This window comes from Sphaerisporangium sp. NPDC005289 (genome assembly GCF_040607455.1).
GTDB lineage: Bacteria > Actinomycetota > Actinomycetes > Streptosporangiales > Streptosporangiaceae > Sphaerisporangium > Sphaerisporangium rhizosphaerae.
On sequence record NZ_JBEXGS010000021.1, the window covers coordinates 23,225 to 46,131 of the forward strand.

Genomic DNA, 22,907 nt, shown 5'->3' on the forward strand with positions numbered 1-22,907 from the left:
TCTTACCGACACCCTGTCTTGACGAGGAATAGTCAAGTACCGCAGACCAGCCCCACTACGACGTCGGGAAGACCGTCAAACGCGACCTCGCCATGACCGCACGACAACAGCGAGCAGGTTTAAAGATCAAGCTAGGTCGTGGCGGGGCTTGGTCTACCGCAACCTGGTCCCGCCCGAGGGGCAGATCGACAAGGCCGCGTTCGTGCTGTGCGCGCTCATGCAGAGGGGCGCCGGGCGGCGATCCTACCCGGGTTCCCCAGGGAGAGAGCCAGCCGTCACGTCGTTGACTGGCCTACGGGCGCCTTGCCCGGTCAGGACCCGTACGGCCTCTTCTGCGGCGATGCGCCGCACTGTTGTGATGGCCTGCTCGGAGTAGTAGGCGGCGTGGGGGGTGACGATCACGTTGGGCAACGTGAAGAGGGGGCTGCGCGGGCGCCAGTCGCGCTGTTTCGCGGGCTCCTCTTCCAGGTCATCCAGTGCTGCGCCGGCGATCCATCCCTCGGTGAGTGCCTGGCAGATCGCCGCATCCTCCACGATCGGGCCACGAGCGGTGTTGATGAGGATGGCGGTCGGCTTCATTCTGCGGAGCGTCGTACGGTCGAAGGTGTGGTGTGTCTCGGGGGTGAGCGGTGACTGGATCACGAGGTAGTCGGCGCCGTCCACGAGTTGGTCGAAGGACACCGGCCGCACCTGGCGCGATCGGATCTCGGACTCGTCGAGGAACGGGTCGTGCGCCCAGACCTCGACGCCGAACGCTCTGGCGCGTTCGGCGATGAGCTGTGCGATGGAGCCGAAGGACAGCAGCCCGAACACCCGTCCCCGCAGCCGCCAGATCGGCTCCCCGCTCTGCCACTGCCATACACCTTGCCGGGTCGCCCGGTCGTATGCGCAGATCTTGCGGGCGGCGGCCAGCCAGAGCGCGACGGCGTGGTCGGCGACCTCCTCGGCGCACCACTCGTTCGGCGCGTTCGTGACCTGGATGCCCCGCCGGGTCGCGGCGTCGACGTCGACGATGTCCACGCCGGTGCCGTAGCGGGCGATCACCCGGCACCGGGTGAAGGCGTCGATGGCGCGGGAACCGACCCGGGCGTACTGGGTCAGGACGCCATCGACGTCCCGGCCCTTTTCGATCACCTCGTCCTCGCTCTTGCACTGTGCGGCGATGAGCTCGAATCCGGCGGCCTCGACGATCGCGCGTTCGATGTCCACGTCGCCGAAGTCGGAGTCGGCGATCATGATGGTGCCTCTGGCGTCAGTGCGAGTCACGGGGAATCCCCTTGGTATGTACGAGATCCTGGTAGGACAGGGCGAGCTCCAAGCAGCCTCCGCTGTCCAGCTGCCCGACCGTGGAGCGGTAGATCTCCTGCCACGGTGTCTGGTTTTCGAATACCGGCGGTGTGTAGTGAACCCACCGCGCGGCGATCTCCTCATCCGACAGGAGGACGTCGACGCGCGCGTTGTCAATGTCGATACGGATGCGATCGCCGGTGCGTAGGATGGCGAGGTTTCCGCCCGCCGCGGCTTCGGGGCTGGCGTTGAGAATGGACGGTGCGTCCGAGGTGCCGCTCTGGCGGCCGTCACCGAGCGTGGGCAACGTGGTGACGCCCCGCCGGAGCAGCGCGGCGGGGACCTCCATGTTCACGACCTCGGCCGATCCCGGATAGCCGATCGGCCCGGTGTAGCGGATGACGAGGATGCAGTCCTCGTCCAGGCCCAGTTCGGGATCTTCGATGCGGGCGTGGTAATCCTCGGGCCCGTCGAAGACGATGGCGCGATAGTCGGACACCGCGCGGAGGTCGTCGGTGAGGACCGAGGTCTTCATGACCGCGGACTCGAACAGGTTGCCCGTCATGATGAGAAGTCCGCCGCGCGCGGCGAGAGGCTCGTCGAAGGGACGGATGACCGTCGGGTCGGCGGGCGGGGCATCGGCCAGGTTCTCGGCCAAGGTACGGCCGGAGACGGTCACGGCGTCGCTGTGCAGGCGCCCTGCTGTCAGCAACGTCCGCATGATGGCGGGAACACCGCCGGCGCGGTAGAAGTCCTCGCCGAGGAACTCACCGGCGGGGGCGACGTTCGCCAGCACCGGGATGTCTGCTCCGACCCGCTGCCAGTCCTGGATGGACAGCGGCACCCCGACGTGTCGCGCGATGGCATTGATGTGGATGGGCACGTTGGTGGAGGCGGCGATGGCCGAGGCGACCACGATCGCGTTCTCGAAGGCCTGCAATGTCATGATCTTGCGCGGGGTGAGGTCCTCGCGCACGAGGTCCACCGCTCGAAGGCCTGTTTCGTAGGCCATCTGCGCTCGCCGGCGGTAGGGGGCCGGGATCGCGGCGCAGCCCGGCAGGGACATGCCCAGGGCCTCGGCCAGGCTGTTCATCGACAGCGCGGTGCCCATCGTGTTGCAGTGACCGATGCTGGGCGCGGAGGCGGCCACGCGCGCCATGAACTCGTTGTAGTCGATCTCCCCGGTGGCCAGCAGCCGCTTCGACTGCCAGATCACCAGCCCTGAGCCCGATGCGGCCGTCCGCTTGCCCTGGTGATAACCGTTGAGCATAGGCCCTCCGGACAGGACTATCGCCGGGATGTTCACCGTTGCCGCCGCGGCCAGGCACGCGGGCGTGGTCTTGTCACAGCCTGTCGTCAGAACGACTCCATCGAGGGGGTATCCGTAGAGCACCTCGACCAGCCCGAGGTAGGCGAGGTTGCGATCCAGCGCGGCAGTCGGGCGTTTACCGGTCTCCTGCAGCGGATGAACGGGGAACTCGAGCGGGATGCCACCGCCGTCGCGGATCCCGTCCTTGACCCGGTCGGCGAGGGCGAGGTGGTGGCGGTTGCAGGGAACGAGATCGCTACCCGTCTGAGCGATGCCGATGATCGGCCGGCCGGACTGGAGCTCCGTCGGGGTCAGCCCGAAGTTGAGAAAGCGTTCGAGATACAGAGCCGTCATCTCCGGATTGCCCGCGTTGTCCCACCAAGCCTGACTACGCAGGCTGCCTGTGGCACGCTCCGTCGGCGGCATCAGCTACTCCTCACTGCGGCAGGCCCGTCCGATCCGGCCGGGTATTCAGCAAGCGGCACCAGGTCCCTGGACCAGGCCGACATGACCGCTGCGAGGACCTGCCAGGCCTCTTCGGCCTCGTCGCCGCGGATGGACAGGGCGGCGTTCCCGTGTAGCACGTCCAGCAGCAGGCGGCCGTAAGCAGGCAGGTCGGAGGGCGCCGGCCGCGCGGCGAGGGTGAGCGGGGCGAGGGTGTGGGCGCCGGTACCGATACCGGTCAGCGCCAGGGTCATACTCTCCGGCTCCAGCCCGAAGCGCAGCACGTTGGGCGCGGCTTCCTCGTCGAGGCCGAAAGGCAGGTGCGGTACGGGCCGAAAGCGTACTGCGACCTCTTTGCGGTCATGGCCGAGCGCCTTGCCGGTGCCGAGCCGGAAGGTCGTGCCGGACCAGCGCCAGCTTTCGAGTTCCAGCTCTACCTCGGCGAAGGTCTCGGTACGGCGCCGCGGGTCCACGCCCTCCTCCTCGGTGTAGGCGGGAACGTCACGATTTTTGATGCGGCCGGCCAGATATCGGGCGCGGCGGGTGCGGCGTACGACATCGTCGTCCGTCAGAGGGCGTACCGAGCGCAGCACGTCGACCTTCCGGTCGCGCAGGTCACGCTCGCTGAGGCTGAGCGGCGGTTCCATGGCCACCAGGCACAGCACCTGCAGCAGGTGATTCTGCACCATGTCCTTGAGCGCCCCGACGCCGTCGTAGTAACCCGCCCTGCCTTCCAGGGCTAGGGTCTCGTTCCAGACGATCTCCACCTCGGAGATGTGCGCGCTGTTCCAGATAGGCTCCAGCACGCGGTTGGCCAACCGGCTGCCGAGCACGTTCTGGACGGTCGTCATGGCCAGGAAGTGGTCAACGCGGAACACCGCCTGCTCCGGCACCACGCCGGACAGCAGCCGATTCAGCTCCACCGCGCTGTCCAGATCCTCGCCGAACGGCTTTTCCAGCACGAGCCGGCTGCCCGGTGGCAGTTCGGCTCCGTGCAGGGCGGTAACCGCACTAGGGAAGATCGCTGGCGGGAGGGCGAGATAGACGGCGACGGGGCCGTCACCCGCGACGAGCGACACGATGTCGGCAGTGTCGGCGGCGTCCGCCCGCCGGTAACGGGCGGCGTGCGCGATCGCCTTCCTGGCGTCGGCGGGCTCGGAGGGACAATGCCGGTCGAGCTGAGCGGCCGCCCAGCGCTGGAACTGCCCGCCGGTCCAGTCCGCCCTGTCGGCGCACGTCAACTCGAACCGGTCGCCGAGGTGCCCGGCCGCTCGCAGCGCGGCCAGTGCCGGCAGCAGGTAGCGGGCGTTGAGGTCGCCTGTGGCGCCGATGATGACAAGCCGGTTGATCATGGCGTGATGCCTGCCTTCGCTCGTGCGAGATTGACACCGCTGGCGATGATCCCGATGTGGCTGAACGCCTGCGGGAAGTTGCCCATGAACGCGCCCGTTGTCGGGTCGATCTGCTCCGGCAGGAGCCCGAGCGGGCTGGCGCGGGCGCACAACGACGCGTACAGGTCCTCGGCGCGTTCGAGGTGACCTTGTAAGATCAGGTTGTCGACCAGCCAGAAGCTGCACAGCAGGAAGGCGCCCTCGTCGCCGGGCAGGCCGTCGGGTGAGTGGTCGTGCAGGTACCGGTAGAGCAGGCCGTCACCGGCGGACAGGCGTTCGGCGATGGCCGCGGTGGTGGCCGCCATCCGCGGATGGTCGCCGGGGACGACCCGCCGCAGGGGCAATGCGAGCAGGCTGGCGTCGAGACCGCCACCGCCGTCGAGGTGCTCGCTGATGCATTGCGCCTCTTCGTCCCAGGCCTGGCCCAGGATGAGCCGGCGCAACTCGTCGGCGGTGGCCCGCCATGTTGCGATCTCCTCCGGCCGGCCGAGCCGCTCGCCGATCGTCGCGGCCCGATCCAGGGCGACCTGGCACATCCCAGCCGAATATGTGAAGACCCGGCCTTCACTGCGTACCTCCCAGATGCCCTGATCCGGCTGCCGCCAGGTGACCGCGGCGGACTCGGCCAGCTCGGCCAGGCCGTTCCACAGCGCGGGCTGGAGCTCATGGCCGGTACGCAGCCATTGGTCGGCGCAGTCCAGCACCTCGCCGTACACGTCGTGCTGGCGCTGGTCGGCCGCGCCGTTGCCCCACCGCACGGGAGCGGAGCGCCGGTAGCCCTCAAGTTCCCCGTCCTGAATCTCCTCCGGTACGGGCTCGCCGCCCAAGGTGTACATGATCCGCGGGTAGCGGCTCTGCTCGAAGGCGTCCAGGACCCAGCCGAGGAAGGCGTCGGCCTCTTGGTCGAAGCCGACGCGGCGCAGCGCGAACACGGCGTAGCCGGCATCGCGGATCCAGGTGTAGCGATAGTCCCAGTTGCGGACGCCGCCGATCGGCGCGGGCAACGAGGACGTGGGGGCCGCGACCAGCGAGCCGTTGACCCAGTCGTCGCACAGCTTCAGTGTGATCACGGCGCGCCGGACCAGCGCTTTCTGCGGGCCGTCGTAGCGGCACTTCCGCATCCAGCGCCGCCACGCGTCGGCGGTTTCCCGCAGGACCGTCTCGGCGTCGAACCGATGGTGGCGGTGGATGCGGCCCCAGGACAACACCAGATCCAGGCGGTCGCCCTCTTGCAGGTGGTGCCCGGTGCGAAGCCCGGTCAGCGGACGGTTGGAGCGCAGATGCAGGCGCAGGTCCGGCCGCCGGAAGGCGCGTACCTCCAGGCCGCTGCCGAGGACGCGGGACTGCGCGCCGCCTCGGGGCTCCAGCTCCGCCCGCAGGCGTACGGTCCCGGCCAGGACCTCGGCGGAACGGACGAGCTCGCACCGCCCGCCGCCCGCGTCGTCGGTGAGGTCGGCGCCGGCGCGCAGCGCGAGCGCGTCGGTGATCCTAACCACGCCGGTCGGAGCGCGCAGCTCGGTCACCAGCACCGCCGTATCGGGCTCGTAGCGATGGCGGCCCTCCAGCAAATCTTCCACGGTCAGCGTGAAATGCCCGCCTCGCGCGTGATCCAGCAGGCCGCACAGCAGCGGTTCGCTGTCGAAACGGGGCAGGCACAGCCACGGAATCGAACCGTCCAGGCCGACCAGCGCCGCCGTCGAGCCGTCGCCGATGAGGCCAAGGTCCTCCAGCGGCAGGTAACCCTCCCGGCGGTGAATCGGGCGGAACGGCGGATCAAAATCAAGCATGCCGGGTTTGTCCTTCGTCGTACGCGGGACAGGCGGAGTGGGCGCTCGCGCCATCGCCGGTCTCGTCGCTAGAAACTGATCAGCACTTTGACGACGTCCTCGAGTTTCTTGTCCGCCACTTCGAAGGCCCGCTCCATGTCGTCGAAGCGGAACATGTGGGTCGTCATGTGCGTGGGATCGAGCCGCTCCGTCACGAGCATGCGTAGCAGGCGTTCCATGCGCAGCCGGCCTCCTGGGCACAGGCCGGTCGCGATCGTCTTGTCGGCCATGCCGACCCCCACTCGACGCAAGGAATGCACACGTACTCGCCCGTCCGGCCGATCGGAATGTCGCCATGCTCGGCGCCCATGAACCCGGTCGAGAGCATGGCGGCGCAGTAGACCGCCATCTCGTCAGGCACCTCGTCGAGGATCTTCACCAGGTCGGTGTTGGCCTCGTTCACGTGGAATTACTCGGCGAAGACGCCGTCCTTGGAATTGGCGAACTTGAACCCTCCAAGCGGTCCGCCCGACTGCGACCTGGCCGTTCTGCCATGTGGGAGTCGGAGGTGCAGATCAGGGCGGTGGTCGTGCGCACAACGGCGTCGAGCGGCCCCGATTCCGGCACGGGTTTGTCCACGAAACCGACGTGGCCGTTCTTCTTCAGCACGAACGCCTTCATGTCGCCCCCGACTCGTTCTTCATGATCATTTCCTGACGCATATCGGTGCGCCGATGAGAAGCAGCATCAATCGGTGCTGAATCACCCGAGACCCGTAAAAGCGCGCTATGGCACCCCCGCATCAGTCATAAAGCGCCACTCCCGGAAATAGCGCCTCCGACGACGTGCCTACCCCTCCCAGCTCATCGTCTAAACCCCTGTCTTCCTCGATCCGGACCACATGCCGTCAAAGTACTGAGAAACAGCCCATGAGTTTCGTTGAGTGATGAGCGTCACCAGGGGCGACATAACTTCAGGTATCCATTTACTGCTGGGGTGCGTCTGCTGACCTGAGCCGGGCACCAGGACGAGGCGACATCGCGGCCGTCGTGCCTGGTGGAGGCGACTCCGAGCACGCCGAGGCGGGCGAGGCGGGCGAGGTCGACGGCGGCGGCAAGGATGGAGAAGTCGGCGTCGTTTTCGCTTGGCCGCGCATGCGAGCCCGGCGTCCCCCGTGACGTCGCCGCATCAGATGGGGCGATCTTGCGTTCGACCTCGGGGCGGGTGGCTCGATAGGTGGTCAGCCAGCCGGGATCGCGGCTGTCGGTCCAGCCCTGGGCCAGGTGCTTTTCGTGCGGGCTGATCTTGATCTCGCGGCCGTCCTTGGCCGTGGTGCCCGGGGCCGCCAGGGGGCAGCTCGCGCAGGCGGCGCCGAAGCGAGCCACCCCGCCGCCGTCGCTTTGCGGCCCAGATGGCGACTCTCACCTGTTTCGGGAACTCACCTGCCAGGCCTCCAGATCGATGGTCAAGGCAGTCTTTGGTGAAGCGGCCGCCCGGCGCGTTGGCCGGCTGCATCTTGATCTTGCTGTCGATGCCTGCCTCGGCCCGCCTGGCCAGCAGCGGCCCGGTGCCGTACGGATCTCGGCCGCCTCGCTGGACACCGAGCTGAGCGGCCCCCAGGTGATGGAGCGCTGGTTGTCGAGCCACCTGACACTGGTCTACCGGGTAAGACGCGCGGTGGCCAAAGATCTGGTCACGGCCCGGCTGGTGGTGCCGGTGATCGACGGCCTGGACGAGATGGACGCCCCAGCCGAGCCCGGGTACGACTCGCGGGCCGGGCGGGTGCTGCGCGCGATCAACGCTTACCAGGACGTGCGCGACAAGGGGGCAGTGGTGCTGACCTGCCGCACCGCCCAGTACCAGGCACTGCAGGAGCGGGTGTGGGCCAAGGACGCCGCCCGGGTGGAGATCGCCCCGGTCGACGGCCGCCAGGCCCGCGCCTTCCTGACCGCCCGGGTGGACAACTTGGCCCGCTGGGAGCCGGTGTTGCAGGCCATCCGGCGGGCGCCTCGCGGACCGCTGGCCGTCGGGCTGTCCACCCCCTGGCGGCTAACCCTGGCCGCCATTGTCTACGAAGAGCGCGCCCCTGGCACCGGGGCGTTCCTGCGCGATCCAACGGAGTTGACCGATGCGCGGCTGGATACCCCCTCCGCGGTGCGCGATCACCTGCTGGGGTTGTTCATCCCGGCGGCCGTCGCACACAACCGACCACCGGGCCGCGCCGACGCCGAGCGGGTGCACCGATGGCTGGCAACGCTGTCCGGCTACCTGGACACCAACGCCACAACCGGCCGCACCCTGGGCGGACGGGCCCTGTCGGGTACCGACATCGTGCTCCACGAACTTTGGCCCCTGGCGGGCAACCGCCCCCGCCTGCTCACCACCGCCTTCATCGCCATAACTTGGCTGATCACCGGTGTGGTCACGTTCATGCGGCTCCTCAGCCAGCCCACTGTCATTCGGCTGCTCGACACCGGCTTACTACTCCTGGCGGCTCTGGGGACAACGTGGCTCGAGTGGAGCACGATTTGGCGCGGACCTAAACGGATCGACTTGCGCCGCCTGAGGAACCGCGACGGGCGCAGCGCTCTGGCGACCTTGTTCGTGACCGGCTTCACATTCGGGTTCGCGGTCGGATTAGTGGGAGGACTCGGGCTCACAGGCGGATTCGGGCTCGCGCTAGGATTCGGGCTCGCGCTAGAAGGCATCTTGCGTTCTGCCCTCGTCCTTTCCGAGATGAGGCCACAGTGGCTATGTGCAGGGTGAGTGGGCTGGAGAGCTGGTCGGGCCGGATGTGTGGCAGACCTGCCGGGAACTGATTCCGGCAGGGAGTGTGTTCGCGTTCTTGGCCGAGCATCGTCAGGTGCTGTTTCCGCCGGAGATGTTCGCCGACATGTATCCCTCGCGAAACGGGCGTCCGAGCATGCCGCCGCAGATCCTGGCGGCTGCGGTGGTGCTGCAGACGCTGCACGGGTTGCCGGACGTCGACACCGTGCAGGCGTTGCGGTGTGACCTGCGCTGGAAGGCGGCCTGTGGGCTGGGGCTGTATGACACCGCGTTCGATCCGTCGTTGCTGACCTACTTCCGGCGGCGGCTGGCCCGCTCCCTCAGGCCGAACCGAATCTTTGAGGCCGTCGCTGAGGTGGTGGCGGCGACCGGGGTGCTCAAGGGCAGGCAGCGGCGGGCGCTGGACTCGGCGGTGCTGGACGACGCGGTGGCCACCCAGGACACCGTCACCCAGTTGATCGCCGCGATCCGCCGCACGATCCGCCAGGTGCCCGGTGCCGCCCAGGCCGCCGCATCCTGCACCGCCCATGACTACGCCGATCCGGGCAAGCCGCGCATCGCCTGGGATGACGAGCAGGCCCGGGCCGCGCTGGTGGACGCCCTGGTCACCGACGCCATCCGGCTGCTGGCCCACCTGCCCGAGCAGCCTTTGGACGAGCAGGCCGCCACCGCCGTGGGCCTGCTGGCCTTGGTCGCCGGCCAGGATGTGGAACCGGCCGAGGACTCCGACGGCCGGGACGGGCGCTGGCGCATCGCCCAGCGCACCGTCCCCGACCGGGTGATCTCCACCGTCGATCCCGAATCCCGGCATGTGCACAAGACCCGCACCCACCGCCAGGACGGCTTTAAGGCCCATGTGGCGGTCGAACCCGAGACCAGCCTGTTCACGGCCGTGGCATTACGACCCGGATCGGGCGCCGCCCATCACGAGGCCGCCCTTGCTTTGGAACTGCTCGCCGAGGAAGACGGCCCTGTGGAGGTCTTCGGCGATGCCGCCTACTCCACCGGGCCCTGCCGAGCGGCGCTGACCTCGGCGGGGCATCGTGCCGTGATCAAACCCGCACCGCTGCGCCCGGCCGTCCCCGGCGGGTTCGACCTGGACGACTTCGCCATCGACACCGCCAACAGCGCCGTGAGGTGCCCGGCCGGGCACCAGGTCCCGTTATCGGCGCCATCAGGCCGCAACCTGCAACGCAAAGCGTTCTTCACCGGTCAGTGCACCGGCTGCCCGCTGCGCTCACGCTGCACCAAGGCCAAAGCCGGACGCATCCTGACCATCCGCCCGCACCACGACGAGCTGGCCGCCGCCCGCCGGCAGGCCGCCACCGATCAGATTTGGCAGGACGACTACCGGCGCTGGCGGCCCCCGGTCGAACGCGCCATCGCCTGGATCGTCGATCACGGCGGCCGGCGATTACGCTACATCGGCACCATCAAGAACAACGCCTGGCTCCACACCCGCGCCGCCGCCCTCAACCTGCGAACCCTGATCAACCTCGGACTCACCCGCACCGGCAACGGCTGGACACTGGTTCCCAAACCCGCCTGAGCGAGCCACGGCCGACCACAAACACCGCCACCGAGACAAGATCTTCAGTGGCCTTCTAGCGCCAGGCCCCTGCCGGCGGCACCGGGCCACACCCGGCCACGCCGGTCCGGGCGCCACGCGGCGGCGGTCCCGCCGGCAGGGCGCCGGCACGTCCGCGCCGGCGCCGTCCGCGCCGTACCGCGACGCGGTGCCCGTCGAAGGAGGACACGCATGACAGCCGAACCCACACCGCAGGACGAGGGGGAACGCGTGCTGGACTGGGTGGTCCGCCACGCCGCCCGGCTGGCCGGCGCGGGCTCCGCGCCGCTGCGCAGCATCACCGTCTCCACCGCCACGCTGGCCGTCGCCGTGGAGTGGGCGGCGGCGCGCGGGGCGGGGGAGCACGTCCCCGTTCCCGGCGCGCCGGACGCGCGTCAGGGCGGCACCGGCGGGCACGCCCTGCACGGCGGCGGGTCCCCGGACGGGGCGGAGCGGGGGGAGAGGCCCGGTGAGGGCCTTGGCGACCCGGCCGCCGTGGACGGCGCGGTCGTGGTCACCTCGCCGATGGTCGGCACGTTCTACCGGGCCCACGAGCCCGGGGGGCCGCCGTTCGTCGAGGTCGGCGACATCGTGGAACCCGGCCAGCAGGTCGGGATCGTCGAGGCCATGAAGCTCATGAACGCCGTCCAGGCCGAGCGCGGCGGCCGCGTCCGCGCGATCGTCGCCGCCGACGGCGCCCCGGTGCAATACGAGGAGCCTTTGCTGTCCCTGGTCCCGCACGAGGGCCCCTGACCTCCCCTGACGGCCGGTCCCCACACCTCCGAGCACGCTGGAGCGCCATGTTCACCACAGTTCTCATCGCCAACCGGGGCGAGATCGCCCTGTGCGTGCTCCGGACGTGCCGCGAGATGGGGATACGCACGGTGGTCGCCCATTCCACGGCGGACCGCGACTCCGCGGCGGTGCGCCTGGCCGACGAGGCCGTCCAGATCGGGCCGGCCGCGCCGCGGCGCAGTTACCTCAACTCGGCCGCGATCGTCGCCGCCGCGCTCCAGACCGGCGCGGACGCCGTCCACCCCGGGTACGGGTTCCTGTCGGAGAGCGCCGAGTTCGCCGAGATCTGCCAGGCGCACGGCCTGACCCTGATCGGCCCCGCGCCGCAGGTCATCGCCCGCCTGGGCGACAAGGTGTCGGCCAGGCGGTTCGCCGTGGAGGCCAGGCTGCCCGTGCTGCCCGGCGGCGCTGACCCGGCCGGGGGCGCCGCCGAGGCCGCCCGTGTCGCCGGCTCCGTCGGCTACCCCGTCGTGATCAAGGCCTCGGCGGGCGGCGGCGGCCGGGCGATGACCGTGGTGCACGAACGCGGCGACTTCGCCCGGGCGTACGCGGCGACCCGCCGCGACGCCCTGACGCTGTTCGGCGACCCGCGGGTGTACGTGGAGAAGTACCTGGACGCGGCGCGGCACGTGGAGGTGCAGATCCTCGCCGACGGCCACGGCAACGTCGTGCACCTGGGCGCGCGTGACTGCTCGGTGCAGCGGCGCCGCCAGAAGCTGATCGAGGAGACCCCGCCGCCGAACCTCCCCGCGGCGACCGTCGAGCACCTGGGGGAGCTGACCGTGCGCGCGGCCCGCGCCGCCGGGTACGTGGGCGCCGGCACCTTCGAGTACGTGCTGGACGAGCACGGGGCCTGCTACTTCATCGAGGTCAACTGCCGGCTGCAGGTCGAGCATCCCATCACCGAGATGGTGACCGGCGTGGACCTGGTGCGCGAGCAGATCCTCGTCGCGGCCGGGCGCCGGCTGACGCTGCGGCAGCAGGACATCGCGCCCTCGGGGGTGGCCATCGAGTGCCGGGTCAACGCCGAGGACCCGGCCCGGGGGTTCCTGCCCACGCCGGGGCTGATCGAGCGGTTCGTGCCGCCGGGCGGGCCGTTCACCCGGGTGGACACCCACGCCTCGGCCGGGACGCGGATCACCGCCGACTACGACCCGCTGATCGCCAAGGTGGCGGTGTGGGCGCCCACGCGCGTCCAGGCGCTGGCCCGCGCCGACCGGGCGCTGGAGGAGACCCTCCTGGAGGGGCCCGGCCTGCGCACCGGCCTGCCGTTCCTGCGGGAGGTGCTGGCCCACCCGCTGTTCCGCTACGCCAAGCACACCACCTGCCTGGTCGAGCAGATGATGTCAACGCCGCAGCCCGGCGGGCCGCAGCCCGGCGGGCCGTGGTCCTGACGCCCGTCGGAGAAGGCCCGCGGGACGCCGAAGGGGAGCCGGTTTGCGGGGGTGGCGGGGAAGATGCTGTGATTGGTCGCCATGGCGGCTTCGCAGGCTCATCGGGCGATCGACCAGGTGTGGAGGGCCGAGTCGGCTCGGGTGACGGCCGGCCTGGCCCGCGTCGTGCGCGACATCGGCGTGGCCGAGGAGCTCGCCCAGGACGCCCTGGTGGCCGCGCTGGAGCAGTGGCCGCGCGAGGGCGTGCCGGACAACCCCGGCGCCTGGCTGATGGCCGTCGGCAGGCGGCGGGCGATCGATCTGATCCGCCGGCGCGAGCGCCTCGCGCGCAAGGTGGAGGAGCTCGGCCACGAGCTGCTCACCGAGGGGCGGGACGACGACGCGGCCCTGGCCGCGCTGGAGGACTCCCTCGACGGCGGCATCGAGGACGACATACTGCGCCTTGTGTTCACCGCCTGCCATCCGGTGCTGTCCACCGAGGCGCGCGTGGCGCTCACCCTGCGCCTTCTGGGCGGGCTGAGGACCGAGGAGATCGCGCGCGCGTTCCTGACCGGCGAGGCGACCGTGGCACAGCGCATCGTGCGGGCCAAGCGCGCCCTGTCCGACGCCCGCGTCCCCTTCGAGGTGCCCGCCGGCGCCGAGTTGGCCGGTCGGCTGTCGTCGGTGCTGGAGGTCATCTACCTGATCTTCAACGAGGGGTACACCGCCACCGCCGGGGACGACTGGATGCGGCCGGCGCTGTGCGATGAGGCGTTGCGGCTGGGCCGCGTCCTGGCCGGACTGATGCCCCGCGAGCCGGAGGTCCACGGCCTGGTCGCGCTCATGGAGATCCAGGCCTCGCGCTCGGCGGCGCGGGTCGGCCCGTCGGGGGAGCCGGTGCTGCTGCTGGAGCAGGACCGCGGCCGGTGGGACCGCGCGGCCATCGGACGCGGGCTGGCGGCGCTGGAGCGCGCCGAGGCGACCGGCGGGGCGACCGGCGGGGCGCCGGGCCCCTACACGCTGCAGGCGGCGATCGCCGCCTGCCACGCCCGCGCCGGCCGGGCCGATGACACCGACTGGGGGCGCATCGCCGCGCTGTACGAGACGCTGGTGCGGCAGGTGCCCTCCCCGGTGGTGGAGCTGAACCGCGCGGTCGCCCTGGCCATGGCCTTCGGACCCGAGGCGGGGCTCGCGCTGGTGGAGGAGCTGGCCGCCGATCCGGCGTTGAAGGGCTACCACCTGCTGCCCAGCGTGCGCGGCGACCTGCTGTTCCGGCTGGGCAGGACCGCCGAGGCGCGCGAGGAGTTCCAGCGCGCCGCCGCGCTCACCCGCAACGACCGCGAGCGCACCCTGCTGCTGTCCCGCGCCGCCGCCTGCGCCCCGGCGGACGCCGGGTGACACTGGGCGGACGGCGGGTGACGGTGGGTGACGCCGTATGGTCGGCCGCTGGCCGGCCGCACGGCTCTGGTCACCGGCGGCTGCGGGCCATGGCCGAGGCGATCGGCTGCGCCGGCGGCGTGCCGTCCGCCGCGAAGGTGATCCGGTTGCCGGGGCCGCCGGCGATGTGCGAGCCTCGGCGGGACGCATCGGCGCGGGGGCGGTGGCGCGGGCCGCGCACCACCCCTGGTGAGGTACGGGGGCAGGGCATGCGCGAGGACGTGGAGCTTTCCGATCCGCCGAGCGGGGCGCCGGCCGATCCGCCGGCCGGGGCGCTGGCCCGTTATCGGCCCTCGACCGCGCTGGAGGCCGCCGACCTGGAGCGGACGCGCGCGCTGGCCGCGACCGGTGATCCGTGGGGCCGTTCGACCGCCCTGCATGTGACGGTGTCGGCGCTGATCCTGCACCCGCCCACCGGCAGGGTGCTGCTGCGATGGCACGCGCGCCAGGGGGCGTGGCTGCAGGTCGGCGGGCACGCCGATCCCGGCGAGAGCGACCCGCTCGCCGTGGCGCTGCGCGAGGGCGCGGAGGAGACCGGCCTGGCCGACCTGCGGCCCTGGCCGCCCGGCTCCGCCGCCGAGATCGCCCACCTGGTGATCGTGCCGGTGACGCCGAGCCCCCGCGAACCGGCACACGAGCACGCCGACCTGCGGTTCCTGCTGGCGACCGGCACCCCTGACGCCGCCCGGCCGGAGAACCCCGAGGCGCCGCTGCGCTGGCTGAGCGTCCAGGAGGCGATGGAGTTGACCGGCGAGCCCAACGTCCGCGAGACCCTGGCCCGCGCCGCCCGCCTCCTCGGCGGCCACCGGCCCTGAACGGCGCCCCGCTTCGGCGCGCCCGCTTCGGCGCCGCGGTTGGGCGCCGCGGCCACCAGGCGCCGGCCGTGGCCCCGGCCAGGCGAGTGCGGCCTGGGGCGGTGACCGCGTACGTTCACCGGGCGCGGCTCTCCGCCCCCGGCCATGTGCTGCAGGTGATCGGCGCCGGGTCGGCGGGTCGTGGTACGGCGATGCCGGCGCCTGCTATGGCGCCCAAGCCGGTGAACGTTCGTGGACGGCGCACTAGGAGGAGGGACGTTTGGCGCCGATGCCCGAGGCCGTCGCGGCTCACGGCTCGATGAGGGTGCCTGTCCGGCGGTCGTGGTGGTTCGACAGTCTGGACAGCAGCTCGACCAGCCGTTGTCGCTCCTCGGGTGACAGCGGCGCCAGCAGTCGGTCCTGGCATTCGGCCAGCCGCTTCTCCAGCCGCCGCAGCTGCCGCCTGCCCGAGGTGGTCAGCGAGATGATGTTGCGCCGCCGATCGGAGGGGTCCGGGGCGCGCTCGACCAGTTCCCGTTCGGTGAGTTCGTTGATCGCCGCGACCATGTCGCTGAGGTGGATGCCGCTACGGCGGCCCAGAGCGGCCTGGCTGGCCGGGCCGAACTCCTCCAGTGTGGCCAGCAGGCGGTAGTGGTAGCCGCGGGCGCCGACGGAGGAGAACGCCTCGCCGACCAGACGGCGCGCGTGGTCGGCGGTCCGGCCGAGCAGCCGGCTGGGCAGGCCCTCCCAGCGGGGGGGCGTCTCCTCGGAGGGGTTCTCCATGGGGCCGAGTCTAACGAATTGTTCGGTGCACTAATGACCGTGCTATCGTTCGACGGACAAACGTTAGTGCCTCAAACATTCGGGTGCCGAATGAACGCCTCCAGAGGAGAGACCATGATCAAGCCGTTCAGCATCGCCATCCCCCAGGCGGACCTCGACGATCTGGCCGACCGGCTCTCCCGCACCCGCTGGCCCAACGAGGTCGCCGGCGCCGGGTGGGACTACGGCTTCCCGCTGGCGCGGCTCAAGGAACTGGCCGAATACTGGCGCACCGGATACGACTGGCGCCGGCACGAGGCCGAGCTCAACGAGCTTCCGCACTTCACCACCGAGATCGAGGGGCAGAACATCCACTTCGTCCACGTCCGGTGCTCCAAGCCGGACGCGCTGGCGCTGGTCCTCACCCACGGCTGGCCCGGTTCGTTCCTGGAGTTCCTCGACGTGATCGAGCCGCTGTCGCGCGACTTCCACCTGGTGATCCCGTCGATCCCGGGGTACGGCTTCTCCGGGCCGACCCGCGAGCGCGGCTGGGACATCGTCCGGATCGCGCGGGCCTGGGCCGAGCTGATGCGCCGGCTCGGGTACGAACGCTATGGCGCGCAGGGCGGCGACTTCGGCTCGGGCATCTCCATGGCGCTCGGTGCGGTGGCACCCGAGCGGGTCGTCGGGGTGCATGTCAACTTCCTGCCCACCCGGCCGGTGCCGGACGCCGACATCGAGCTGTCGCAGACCGACGAAGCCCGGCTGGACAAGGTCCGGCGGATGATGGCGAACCGTCCGCCCTACCAGGCCCTGCAGGCCCTCACTCCGCAGACCATCGGCTACGCGCTGACCGACTCGCCGGTCGGCCAGCTGGTCTGGATCGCCGAGCGCTTCGCCCAGTGGACCGGCCCCGACTCTCCCGTCAGCGACGAGCGGATGCTCACCGGCATCTCGCTGTACTGGCTGACCGCCACCGCGGCCTCCTCGGCGCGGCTGCACCACGACACTCCGCGGGGAACGCCGCCGTGCCCGGTGCCGGTCGGCGTGGCGGTGTTCGCGCACGACATCACCCAGCCCGTGCGACCGCTGGCCGAGCGGCTGTACGACATCAGGCACTGGTCGGAGTTCCGGCGTGGCGGTCACTTCGCCGCGATGGAGGTGCCGGAACTGCTCGCCGAGGACGTCCGGCACTTCTTTCTCACCCGCGTCGAGTACGACCCTCCGGCCACCACCCGCTAGAAGACCCCGCCGGCCGGGCTCCGCGGGCCGGCAGGATGAGCGGGGTTGGCGGAGTTGGCGGGGGCCGCGCCGGGTTCAGGAGGTGATGCGGGGGAGGGTGGCCGCGGGGTAGCGGGCTCCGGCGGCGGCGCCCTTGGGGGCGGCCTTCTCCAGCAGCGCCAGCTCCTCGCGCGTCAGCGCGATGTCGAGCGCGGCGACGTTCTGCTCCAGGTAGGCGCGCCGCTTGGTGCCGGGGATGGGCACGACGTCCTCGCCCTGCACCAGCACCCAGGCCAGGGCCAGCTGGGCCGGGGTGACGCCCTTGTCGCGGGCGATCTGCTCCACTCCCTCGGCCAGCGCGCGGTTGGCGGTGAAGTTCTCGCCCTGGAAACGCGGGTTGGAGGCGCGGAAGTCCTCCGGGCCCAGCTGGTCGGTGCTGGTGATCGCGCCGGTGAGGAAGCCGCGGCCGAGCGGGCTGTAGGCGACCAGGCCGATGCCGAGCTCGCGGAACAGCGGGAGCAGTTCGTCCTCGATGTCCCGGGTGAACAGGGAGTACTCGTACTGTCCGGCCGTGATCGGGTGGACGGCGTGGGCGCGGCGCACCACGTCAGGGGCGGCCTCGGAGATGCCGAGGTGGCCCACCTTGCCGGCGGCGACCAGTTCGGCCATGGCCCCCCAGGTGTCCTCGATCGGCACCGAGGGGTCGACGCGGTGCTGGTAGTACAGGTCGATGTGGTCGACGCCGAGCCGCTGGAGCGAGGCGTCGCAGGCCTTGCGCAGGTAGTCGGGGTGGCCGTTGACGCCGACGCGCGTGCCGTCGGGCCGGCGCTCGACGCCGAATTTGGTGGCGAGGACGACCTGGTCCCTGTGCCCGGCGATCGCGGCGCCGACCAGGCGCTCGTTGGTGAACGGGCCGTAGATGTCGGCGGTGTCAAGGAAGGTGACGCCGAGGTCCAGCGCCCGGTGGAGGGTCGCGGTGGACTCGCCGTCGTCGCCCTGCCCGTAGAACTCGCTCATTCCCATGCAGCCGAGTCCGAGAGCGGAGACGGTCAGGTCCCGGCCGAGGGTGCGCTGTTTCATGGCTGGTCCTCCTCGATGCTCTAGCGGTGGCGCCGGCCTCGGGGGTTGCCGGCGCCTCCCATAGTCGTTCCTGGACCACGCTCCAGGTCAAATCCCGTCCCGGGGTCTTACTTTGTAAAGCCGGGTGGTCGGGTCAATGAACCGAAAAACCACCGTCGACGCAGATCGTCTGGCCGGTGATGTACTCGGCGGCGTCGCTCGCCAGCAGCACCGCGATGCCGGCGAAGTCGGACGGCTCGCCGTTGCGGCCCACCATGGAACGCGCGGCCAGGGCCTCCACCCGGCCGGGGATCGCCTGGGCGGGCTCGGTGAGAGGGGTGAGCACGAACCCGGGCACGACGGTGTTGCAGCGCACCCCGTGGGGTGACCACGCCTCGGCCTGCGAGCGGGTGAGCCCGGTGACGGCGGCCTTGCTGACCCCGTAGGCGCCGCTGTCGCCGAAGGCGCTGATCGACTGCTGGGAGCCGACGTTGATGATGCGCCCCCAGCCGCGCGCGGCCATGCGGGGGCCGAAGTGCTGGCCGAGGGTGTACGGGGCGGTGATGTTGAGGCGCATCGTCGCCTCGTAGTCCTCGGGGGTGAGCTCGTGCATGGGCCGGCGGATGTTGTTGGCGGCGACGTTGACCAGAATGTCGATCTCGCCGAAGAAGCCGGCGGCCTGGTCGCACACCCGGCGCACCTGGCCGGGGTCGCCGAGGTCGGCGGAAAGGACGGCGACCGGGACGCCGTGGCCGCGCAGGCGTTCGGCGGCGGCCTCCAGCTCGGGCCTGCGGCGGGCGACGATGACGACGGCGGCGCCCGCGCGGCCGATCGCCTCGGCCATGGCCAGCCCGATGCCGGAGCTGCCGCCGGTGACCAGGGCCGTGCGGCCGGCCAGGGAGAACAGGGCTTGGAGGTGCCCGCCGGGCGCCGGGCGGGTGGTGTCGTCCCCAGTGTGCATGGGGCCCGAAGCTACCAGCGGCGGGCGGGCCGGCTCAGCAGGGGCCGTACAACTCGGCGGCGGCCGCCCGGAGCTTGGTCATCACCTCGTCCAGGCTGCGCAGGGTGGCGGTGTCCAGCCGGTCGAGCAGGCGCCGGTAGCCGGCCAGGCCGGCGTCGACGAGCTCCTCGGTCATGCGCCGTCCGGCGTCGGTGAGCTCGACGCGGCGGATGCGGCGGTCGGCGGGGTCCTCGCGGCGGGTGACCAGGCCCTGGGCGACGAGCCGGTCGACGATGCCGGTGACGGTGCCAAGGCCGGTGCCGAGGGCGGCGGCGAGTTCCTGCCCGGAGGCCGAGCCGCTGCCGGACAGGATCAGGGCGACCTTGAGCTGCTGCATGGTGAGGTTGAGGGCCAGCAGCGGCAGCGAGCGGTCGTGGGAGAAGGCGCGTCCCAGGGCGTGCTGCGCCTCGCCGATCCGAGCGATCAGCTCTTCTCTGTCGTCCACTTTCACCTTCCGCGCGGGCCCGGTCAGGTTACCAGGAGTTCATGGCAGTGCTAAATATTCGTTCTACGCGAAGTGTTAGCATTGCCGGAAACTTTTGGCTTCTTCTCCCGCAACCGGAAGGTCCACGCCCATGACCGCTCTGGCCAGGCTCAGCCTCGCCAACCGCAGCCTCGTCATCCTGGTGGCGGTCGTGATCAGCGCGTTCGGTGCCTTCGCGATCCCCTCACTGAAGCAACAGCTGCTGCCCTCGCTGTCGTTCCCCGGGGCGTTCGTGGTGGCGCCGTACGCCGGCGCGGCTCCCGATATCGTCGAGGAGCAGGTCACCAAGCCGATCGAGAGCGGTTTCCAGGGCATCGCCGGCGTCACCGAGGTGACCTCCACCTCCCGTGAGGGGATGGCGCAGATCCAGGTGTCGTTCGAGTACGGCACCGACATCGAGGCGGCGGTGGCCAAGCTGCAGCAGGCGGTCGGCCGGCTGAGCGGGCGCCTGCCGGCCGGGGTGGAGCCGACGGTCGTGGCGGGCAACACCGACGACATCCCGGTGATGGTGCTCGCGGTGGGCGACGGCGGCGACCAGCGCGCCATGGCCGACAAGCTGGACCGCATCGCGGTGCCCGAGCTGCGGGGCCTCACCGGCGTGCGGGAGGTGTCAGTGACGGGGACGCGCGAGCGGACGGTCGTCATCACTCCCAACCTGCTCAGCATGGCGTTGCACGGGGTGTCTCCGCTGTCGATCCCCGAGGTGCTGCGGGCCAACGGCACGCCCATCCCGGCCGGCAGCCTCACCGAGGACGGCAAGACGCTCACCGTGCAGATCGGGCGGCGCATCTCCTCGGTGGAGGATCTGCGCGAGCTGTACCTGACCCCGCAGGCGCCGGCGGCGCAGGCTCAGACCCCGGCCGCCGGGCAGGGCGGGCCCGGCGGCGCCGGTGCCGCGGGCGGCGCCGGGGGACAGGCGGGCCCCGCCGGAGGACAGCGCGCCGGGACGAGCGGACCAGCGGGCACGGCGGGCGCCGCGGCGGCGCCCAAGCCCAAGCCGGTCAAGCTCGGCGAGGTGGCCACCGTCGAGGAGAAGCCGGCCGACGCCACCACCATCACCCGCACCAACGGCACGCCGAGCCTCGGCATGTCGCTGACCATGACCCCCGACGGCAACGCCGTGCGCATCTCCCACGACGTGCGCGCCAAGCTCCCCGGGCTCACCCGGGCGCTGGGCGACGCCGCCGCGATCACCGTGGTGTTCGACCAGGCCCCCTACGTGGAGCGCTCGATCGAGGACCTGTCCACCGAGGGCCTGCTCGGCCTGGTCTTCGCGGTGCTGGTCATCCTGCTGTTCCTGCTGTCGCTGCGCTCGACGCTGGTCACCGCGGTGTCCATCCCGATGTCGGTGGTCATCGCGCTGATCGCGCTGTGGGCGGGGGACTACTCGCTGAACCTGCTCACCCTCGGCGCGCTGACCATCGCGATCGGCCGGGTGGTGGACGACTCGATCGTAGTGCTGGAGAACATCAAGCGGCACCTGGGCTACGGCGAGCCCAAACACGAGGCGGTGCTGGCCGCGGTGCGCGAGGTGAGCGGCGCGGTGACGGCCTCCACCCTGACCACGGTGGCGGTGTTCCTGCCGATCGCCTTCGTCGGCGGCATGATCGGCCAGCTTTTCGCCCCGTTCGCGATCACGGTGACGGTGGCGCTGCTGGCCTCACTGCTGGTGTCGCTGACCGTCATCCCCGTCCTGGCGTACTGGTTCCTCAAGACGCCGCGCCTGTCGCCGCAGGAGGCGCTGCGGGTGCGGGCGGCGGCCGAGGCCAAGGAGCTGCGCAGCCCGCTGCAGCGCATGTACCTGCCGGTGCTGCGCTTCGCCACCCGCCACCGCCTGGTCACGCTCGTCGCCGGCCTGCTGGTGTTCGCCGGGACGCTGGGGCTGGCGCCGGGGCTGAAGACCAACTTCATCGACTCCTCGGGCAACGACACCGTCAACCTGACCCAGAAGATGCCGGCCGGCACCGACCTGGCCACCACCGACGCGGCGGCCAAGAAGGTCGAACGGGTGCTGTCCTCCCTCGGCGAGGTCGCCTCCTACCAGGTCAACGTGGGGTCGGGCGGCACCTTCGCCGGCGGGGTGGGCGGCTCGGCCGACCGGGCGTCCTACTCGGTGACCGTCGCCGAGGGCGGCGACGCCGCCGCGCTGGAGAAGACGCTGCGCGACCGGCTGGCGGGGCTGAGCGGCGCGGGGGAGGTGACCGTCGGCGGGCAGGGCGGCGGGTTCGCCTCCGACCGCGCCGAGGTGATCCTGCAGGGCCCCGACCTGGCGGCGCTGCGGTCGGGCGCCGACGCGGTGGCCTCGGCGATGCGCGGCATCGACGGGCTGCGCGATGTGTCCTCCAACCTGGAGGACAGCGCGCCGCGGGTGGAGGTCAAGGTCGACCGGCGCAAGGCGGCGGCCGCGGGCCTCACCGAGGCGGGCATCGGGCAGAGCGTCGCGCAGGCGTTCCGCGGCGCCACCATCGGCCGGCTCACCTTGGACGGCCGCACCAGCGACGTCATCCTGCGCGCCGGCACCGGGGCGCCCGACGATCTGGCCGCGGTGCGGGGGCTCCGCCTGCCCACGGCCGCGGGGATGGTGAAGCTGTCCAGCGTGGCGCAGGTGCGCCAGGTCGCCGGGCCGACGCAGATCACGCGCAAGGACGGCGACCGCACCGCTTCGGTGTCGGCCGCGGCCGAGGCCAGCGACCTGGGCGCCGTCACCGCCAAGATCACCGAGCGGATGCGGTCGCTGACCCTGCCCGCCGGGGTCGCCTACAGCATCGGCGGGGTGAGCGCGGACCAGAACGAGGCGTTCTCCCAGCTCGGCCTGGCGATGCTGGCCGCCATCGCCATCGTCTTCATGATCATGGTGGCGACCTTCCGCAGCTTCGCCCAGCCGCTGATCCTGCTGGTGTCCATCCCGTTCGCGGCGACCGGCGCCATCGGCCTGCTGCGCCTCACCGGCACCCCGCTCGGCGTGCCGGCGCTGATCGGCATGCTCATGCTGATCGGCATCGTGGTGACCAACGCGATCGTGCTGATCGACCTGATCAACCAGTACCGCGAGCAGGGGCTGGGCGTGGTGGAGGCGGTCGTGGAGGGCGGCCGGCGGCGACTGCGGCCGATCCTGATGACCGCGATCGCCACGATCTGCGCGCTGACCCCGATGGCGGTGGGCCTGACCGGGTCGGGAGGGTTCATCTCCCAGCCCCTGGCCATCGTCGTGATCGGCGGCCTGGTGTCCTCCACCCTGCTCACCCTGGTCCTGGTGCCGACGCTGTACACGATCGTCGAGCGCACCAAGGAGCGTTTCTCGCGTCGCGGCGGCCGAGGCGCCCACGGCGCGCCCGAGGTCAAGGTCTACGACGCCGAGGCGCTGGCCGGCCGCTGACGGACGGTCCCGGCCCGGGCGGCCGTCCACTGTGGGCGGTCGTGGTGGGCGGTCG

Annotated in this window: 18 protein-coding genes; 8 read left to right on the plus strand and 10 right to left on the minus strand. The window is 71.3% G+C overall.

Annotated elements, in window-relative coordinates:
* Positions 1–243: 243 nt before the first annotated feature.
* The 6 genes from ABZT47_RS29855 to ABZT47_RS29880 all read right to left on the minus strand — a co-directional run bounded on the left by ABZT47_RS29855 (position 244) and on the right by ABZT47_RS29880 (position 7,582).
* Positions 244–1,266 carry a C-terminal binding protein gene (locus ABZT47_RS29855; RefSeq protein WP_354849269.1) on the minus strand — a complete coding sequence of 341 codons (1,023 nt, stop codon included), beginning with the start codon at positions 1,264–1,266 and terminating at the stop codon, positions 244–246.
* The gene (locus tag ABZT47_RS29860) at positions 1,253–3,022 is read right to left on the minus strand and encodes an IlvD/Edd family dehydratase (protein WP_354849272.1); all 1,770 of its coding nucleotides are present in this window, start codon (positions 3,020–3,022) and stop codon (positions 1,253–1,255) included. The genes ABZT47_RS29855 and ABZT47_RS29860 overlap by 14 nt, the downstream gene beginning before the upstream one ends.
* On the minus strand, positions 3,022–4,392 hold the full coding sequence (locus ABZT47_RS29865) for a glucose-6-phosphate dehydrogenase (RefSeq protein ID WP_354849275.1): 1,371 nt from the start codon (positions 4,390–4,392) through the stop codon (positions 3,022–3,024). The genes ABZT47_RS29860 and ABZT47_RS29865 overlap by 1 nt, the downstream gene beginning before the upstream one ends.
* Positions 4,389–6,218, minus strand: a complete 1,830-nt coding sequence (locus tag ABZT47_RS29870; RefSeq protein WP_354849282.1) for a glycoside hydrolase family 15 protein — start codon at positions 6,216–6,218, stop codon at positions 4,389–4,391. Before ABZT47_RS29870 ends, ABZT47_RS29865 begins: the two co-directional genes overlap by 4 nt.
* A gap of 68 nt (positions 6,219–6,286) precedes the next feature.
* Entirely contained in the window at positions 6,287–6,487 is a 201-nt protein-coding gene (locus tag ABZT47_RS29875) for a hypothetical protein (RefSeq protein ID WP_354849284.1), read from the minus strand.
* Positions 6,488–7,150: 663 nt separating this feature from the next.
* Positions 7,151–7,582 (minus strand): transposase, encoded by a 432-nt coding sequence (locus tag ABZT47_RS29880; protein WP_354849287.1) that lies wholly within the window; start codon positions 7,580–7,582, stop codon positions 7,151–7,153.
* Positions 7,583–7,658: 76 nt separating this feature from the next.
* Here ABZT47_RS29880 and ABZT47_RS29885 point away from each other — a divergent pair, with 76 nt between their 5' ends.
* The 6 genes from ABZT47_RS29885 (at position 7,659) to ABZT47_RS29910 (ending at position 14,971) form a co-directional block, all read left to right on the plus strand.
* Positions 7,659–8,963, plus strand: coding sequence for a hypothetical protein (locus ABZT47_RS29885; RefSeq protein WP_354849290.1), 1,305 nt, complete (start codon positions 7,659–7,661; stop codon positions 8,961–8,963).
* Positions 8,953–10,533: an IS1182 family transposase gene (locus tag ABZT47_RS29890; RefSeq protein ID WP_354849292.1), complete on the plus strand. Its 1,581-nt coding sequence runs from the start codon at positions 8,953–8,955 to the stop codon at positions 10,531–10,533. Before ABZT47_RS29885 ends, ABZT47_RS29890 begins: the two co-directional genes overlap by 11 nt.
* Positions 10,534–10,743: 210 nt before the next feature.
* Positions 10,744–11,304: a biotin/lipoyl-containing protein gene (locus ABZT47_RS29895; protein WP_354849295.1), complete on the plus strand. Its 561-nt coding sequence runs from the start codon at positions 10,744–10,746 to the stop codon at positions 11,302–11,304.
* Between the two features lie 47 nt (positions 11,305–11,351).
* On the plus strand, positions 11,352–12,740 hold the full coding sequence (locus ABZT47_RS29900; RefSeq protein WP_354849298.1) for a biotin carboxylase N-terminal domain-containing protein: 1,389 nt from the start codon (positions 11,352–11,354) through the stop codon (positions 12,738–12,740).
* Positions 12,741–12,821: 81 nt separating this feature from the next.
* Complete coding sequence (locus ABZT47_RS29905; RefSeq protein WP_354849301.1) at positions 12,822–14,117, plus strand: RNA polymerase sigma factor; 1,296 nt, start codon at positions 12,822–12,824, stop codon at positions 14,115–14,117.
* Positions 14,118–14,365: 248 nt separating this feature from the next.
* A complete protein-coding gene (locus ABZT47_RS29910) occupies positions 14,366–14,971 on the plus strand; it encodes an NUDIX domain-containing protein (protein WP_354849303.1) in 606 nt (201 codons plus the stop codon).
* Positions 14,972–15,259: 288 nt separating this feature from the next.
* Here the strand turns inward: ABZT47_RS29910 and ABZT47_RS29915 are convergent, their stop codons facing one another.
* Positions 15,260–15,733 carry a MarR family transcriptional regulator gene (locus ABZT47_RS29915; protein WP_354849306.1) on the minus strand — a complete coding sequence of 158 codons (474 nt, stop codon included), beginning with the start codon at positions 15,731–15,733 and terminating at the stop codon, positions 15,260–15,262.
* Positions 15,734–15,847: 114 nt separating this feature from the next.
* Here ABZT47_RS29915 and ABZT47_RS29920 point away from each other — a divergent pair, with 114 nt between their 5' ends.
* Entirely contained in the window at positions 15,848–16,954 is a 1,107-nt protein-coding gene (locus ABZT47_RS29920; protein ID WP_354849309.1) for an epoxide hydrolase family protein, read from the plus strand.
* Between the two features lie 75 nt (positions 16,955–17,029).
* Here the strand turns inward: ABZT47_RS29920 and ABZT47_RS29925 are convergent, their stop codons facing one another.
* The 3 genes from ABZT47_RS29925 to ABZT47_RS29935 form a co-directional block, all read right to left on the minus strand.
* On the minus strand, positions 17,030–18,013 hold the full coding sequence (locus tag ABZT47_RS29925; RefSeq protein ID WP_354849312.1) for an aldo/keto reductase: 984 nt from the start codon (positions 18,011–18,013) through the stop codon (positions 17,030–17,032).
* A gap of 133 nt (positions 18,014–18,146) precedes the next feature.
* On the minus strand, positions 18,147–18,953 hold the full coding sequence (locus ABZT47_RS29930) for an SDR family oxidoreductase (RefSeq protein WP_354849315.1): 807 nt from the start codon (positions 18,951–18,953) through the stop codon (positions 18,147–18,149).
* A 34-nt stretch (positions 18,954–18,987) separates the two neighbouring features.
* Positions 18,988–19,437, minus strand: coding sequence for a MarR family transcriptional regulator (locus ABZT47_RS29935; RefSeq protein WP_354849317.1), 450 nt, complete (start codon positions 19,435–19,437; stop codon positions 18,988–18,990).
* A gap of 130 nt (positions 19,438–19,567) precedes the next feature.
* Between ABZT47_RS29935 and ABZT47_RS29940 the strand changes: the two genes are divergently transcribed.
* Entirely contained in the window at positions 19,568–22,852 is a 3,285-nt protein-coding gene (locus tag ABZT47_RS29940) for an efflux RND transporter permease subunit (RefSeq protein WP_354849320.1), read from the plus strand.
* Positions 22,853–22,907: the final 55 nt, after the last annotated feature.

What these genes read in the sequence shown, in the direction of transcription:
- ABZT47_RS29860 (WP_354849272.1), bottom strand. Translation starts at nt 3,022, where the DNA reads ATGCCGCCGACGGAGCGTGCCACAGGCAGCCTGCGTAGTCAGGCTTGG.
- ABZT47_RS29865 (WP_354849275.1), bottom strand. Translation starts at nt 4,392, where the DNA reads ATGATCAACCGGCTTGTCATCATCGGCGCCACAGGCGACCTCAACGCC.
- ABZT47_RS29870 (WP_354849282.1), bottom strand. Translation starts at nt 6,218, where the DNA reads ATGCTTGATTTTGATCCGCCGTTCCGCCCGATTCACCGCCGGGAGGGT.
- ABZT47_RS29875 (WP_354849284.1), bottom strand. Translation starts at nt 6,487, where the DNA reads ATGGCCGACAAGACGATCGCGACCGGCCTGTGCCCAGGAGGCCGGCTG.
- ABZT47_RS29885 (WP_354849290.1), top strand. Translation starts at nt 7,659, where the DNA reads ATGGTCAAGGCAGTCTTTGGTGAAGCGGCCGCCCGGCGCGTTGGCCGG.
- ABZT47_RS29895 (WP_354849295.1), top strand. Translation starts at nt 10,744, where the DNA reads ATGACAGCCGAACCCACACCGCAGGACGAGGGGGAACGCGTGCTGGAC.
- ABZT47_RS29900 (WP_354849298.1), top strand. Translation starts at nt 11,352, where the DNA reads ATGTTCACCACAGTTCTCATCGCCAACCGGGGCGAGATCGCCCTGTGC.
- ABZT47_RS29905 (WP_354849301.1), top strand. Translation starts at nt 12,822, where the DNA reads ATGGCGGCTTCGCAGGCTCATCGGGCGATCGACCAGGTGTGGAGGGCC.
- ABZT47_RS29910 (WP_354849303.1), top strand. Translation starts at nt 14,366, where the DNA reads ATGCGCGAGGACGTGGAGCTTTCCGATCCGCCGAGCGGGGCGCCGGCC.
- ABZT47_RS29915 (WP_354849306.1), bottom strand. Translation starts at nt 15,733, where the DNA reads ATGGAGAACCCCTCCGAGGAGACGCCCCCCCGCTGGGAGGGCCTGCCC.
- ABZT47_RS29920 (WP_354849309.1), top strand. Translation starts at nt 15,848, where the DNA reads ATGATCAAGCCGTTCAGCATCGCCATCCCCCAGGCGGACCTCGACGAT.
- ABZT47_RS29925 (WP_354849312.1), bottom strand. Translation starts at nt 18,013, where the DNA reads ATGAAACAGCGCACCCTCGGCCGGGACCTGACCGTCTCCGCTCTCGGA.
- ABZT47_RS29930 (WP_354849315.1), bottom strand. Translation starts at nt 18,953, where the DNA reads ATGCACACTGGGGACGACACCACCCGCCCGGCGCCCGGCGGGCACCTC.
- ABZT47_RS29940 (WP_354849320.1), top strand. Translation starts at nt 19,568, where the DNA reads ATGACCGCTCTGGCCAGGCTCAGCCTCGCCAACCGCAGCCTCGTCATC.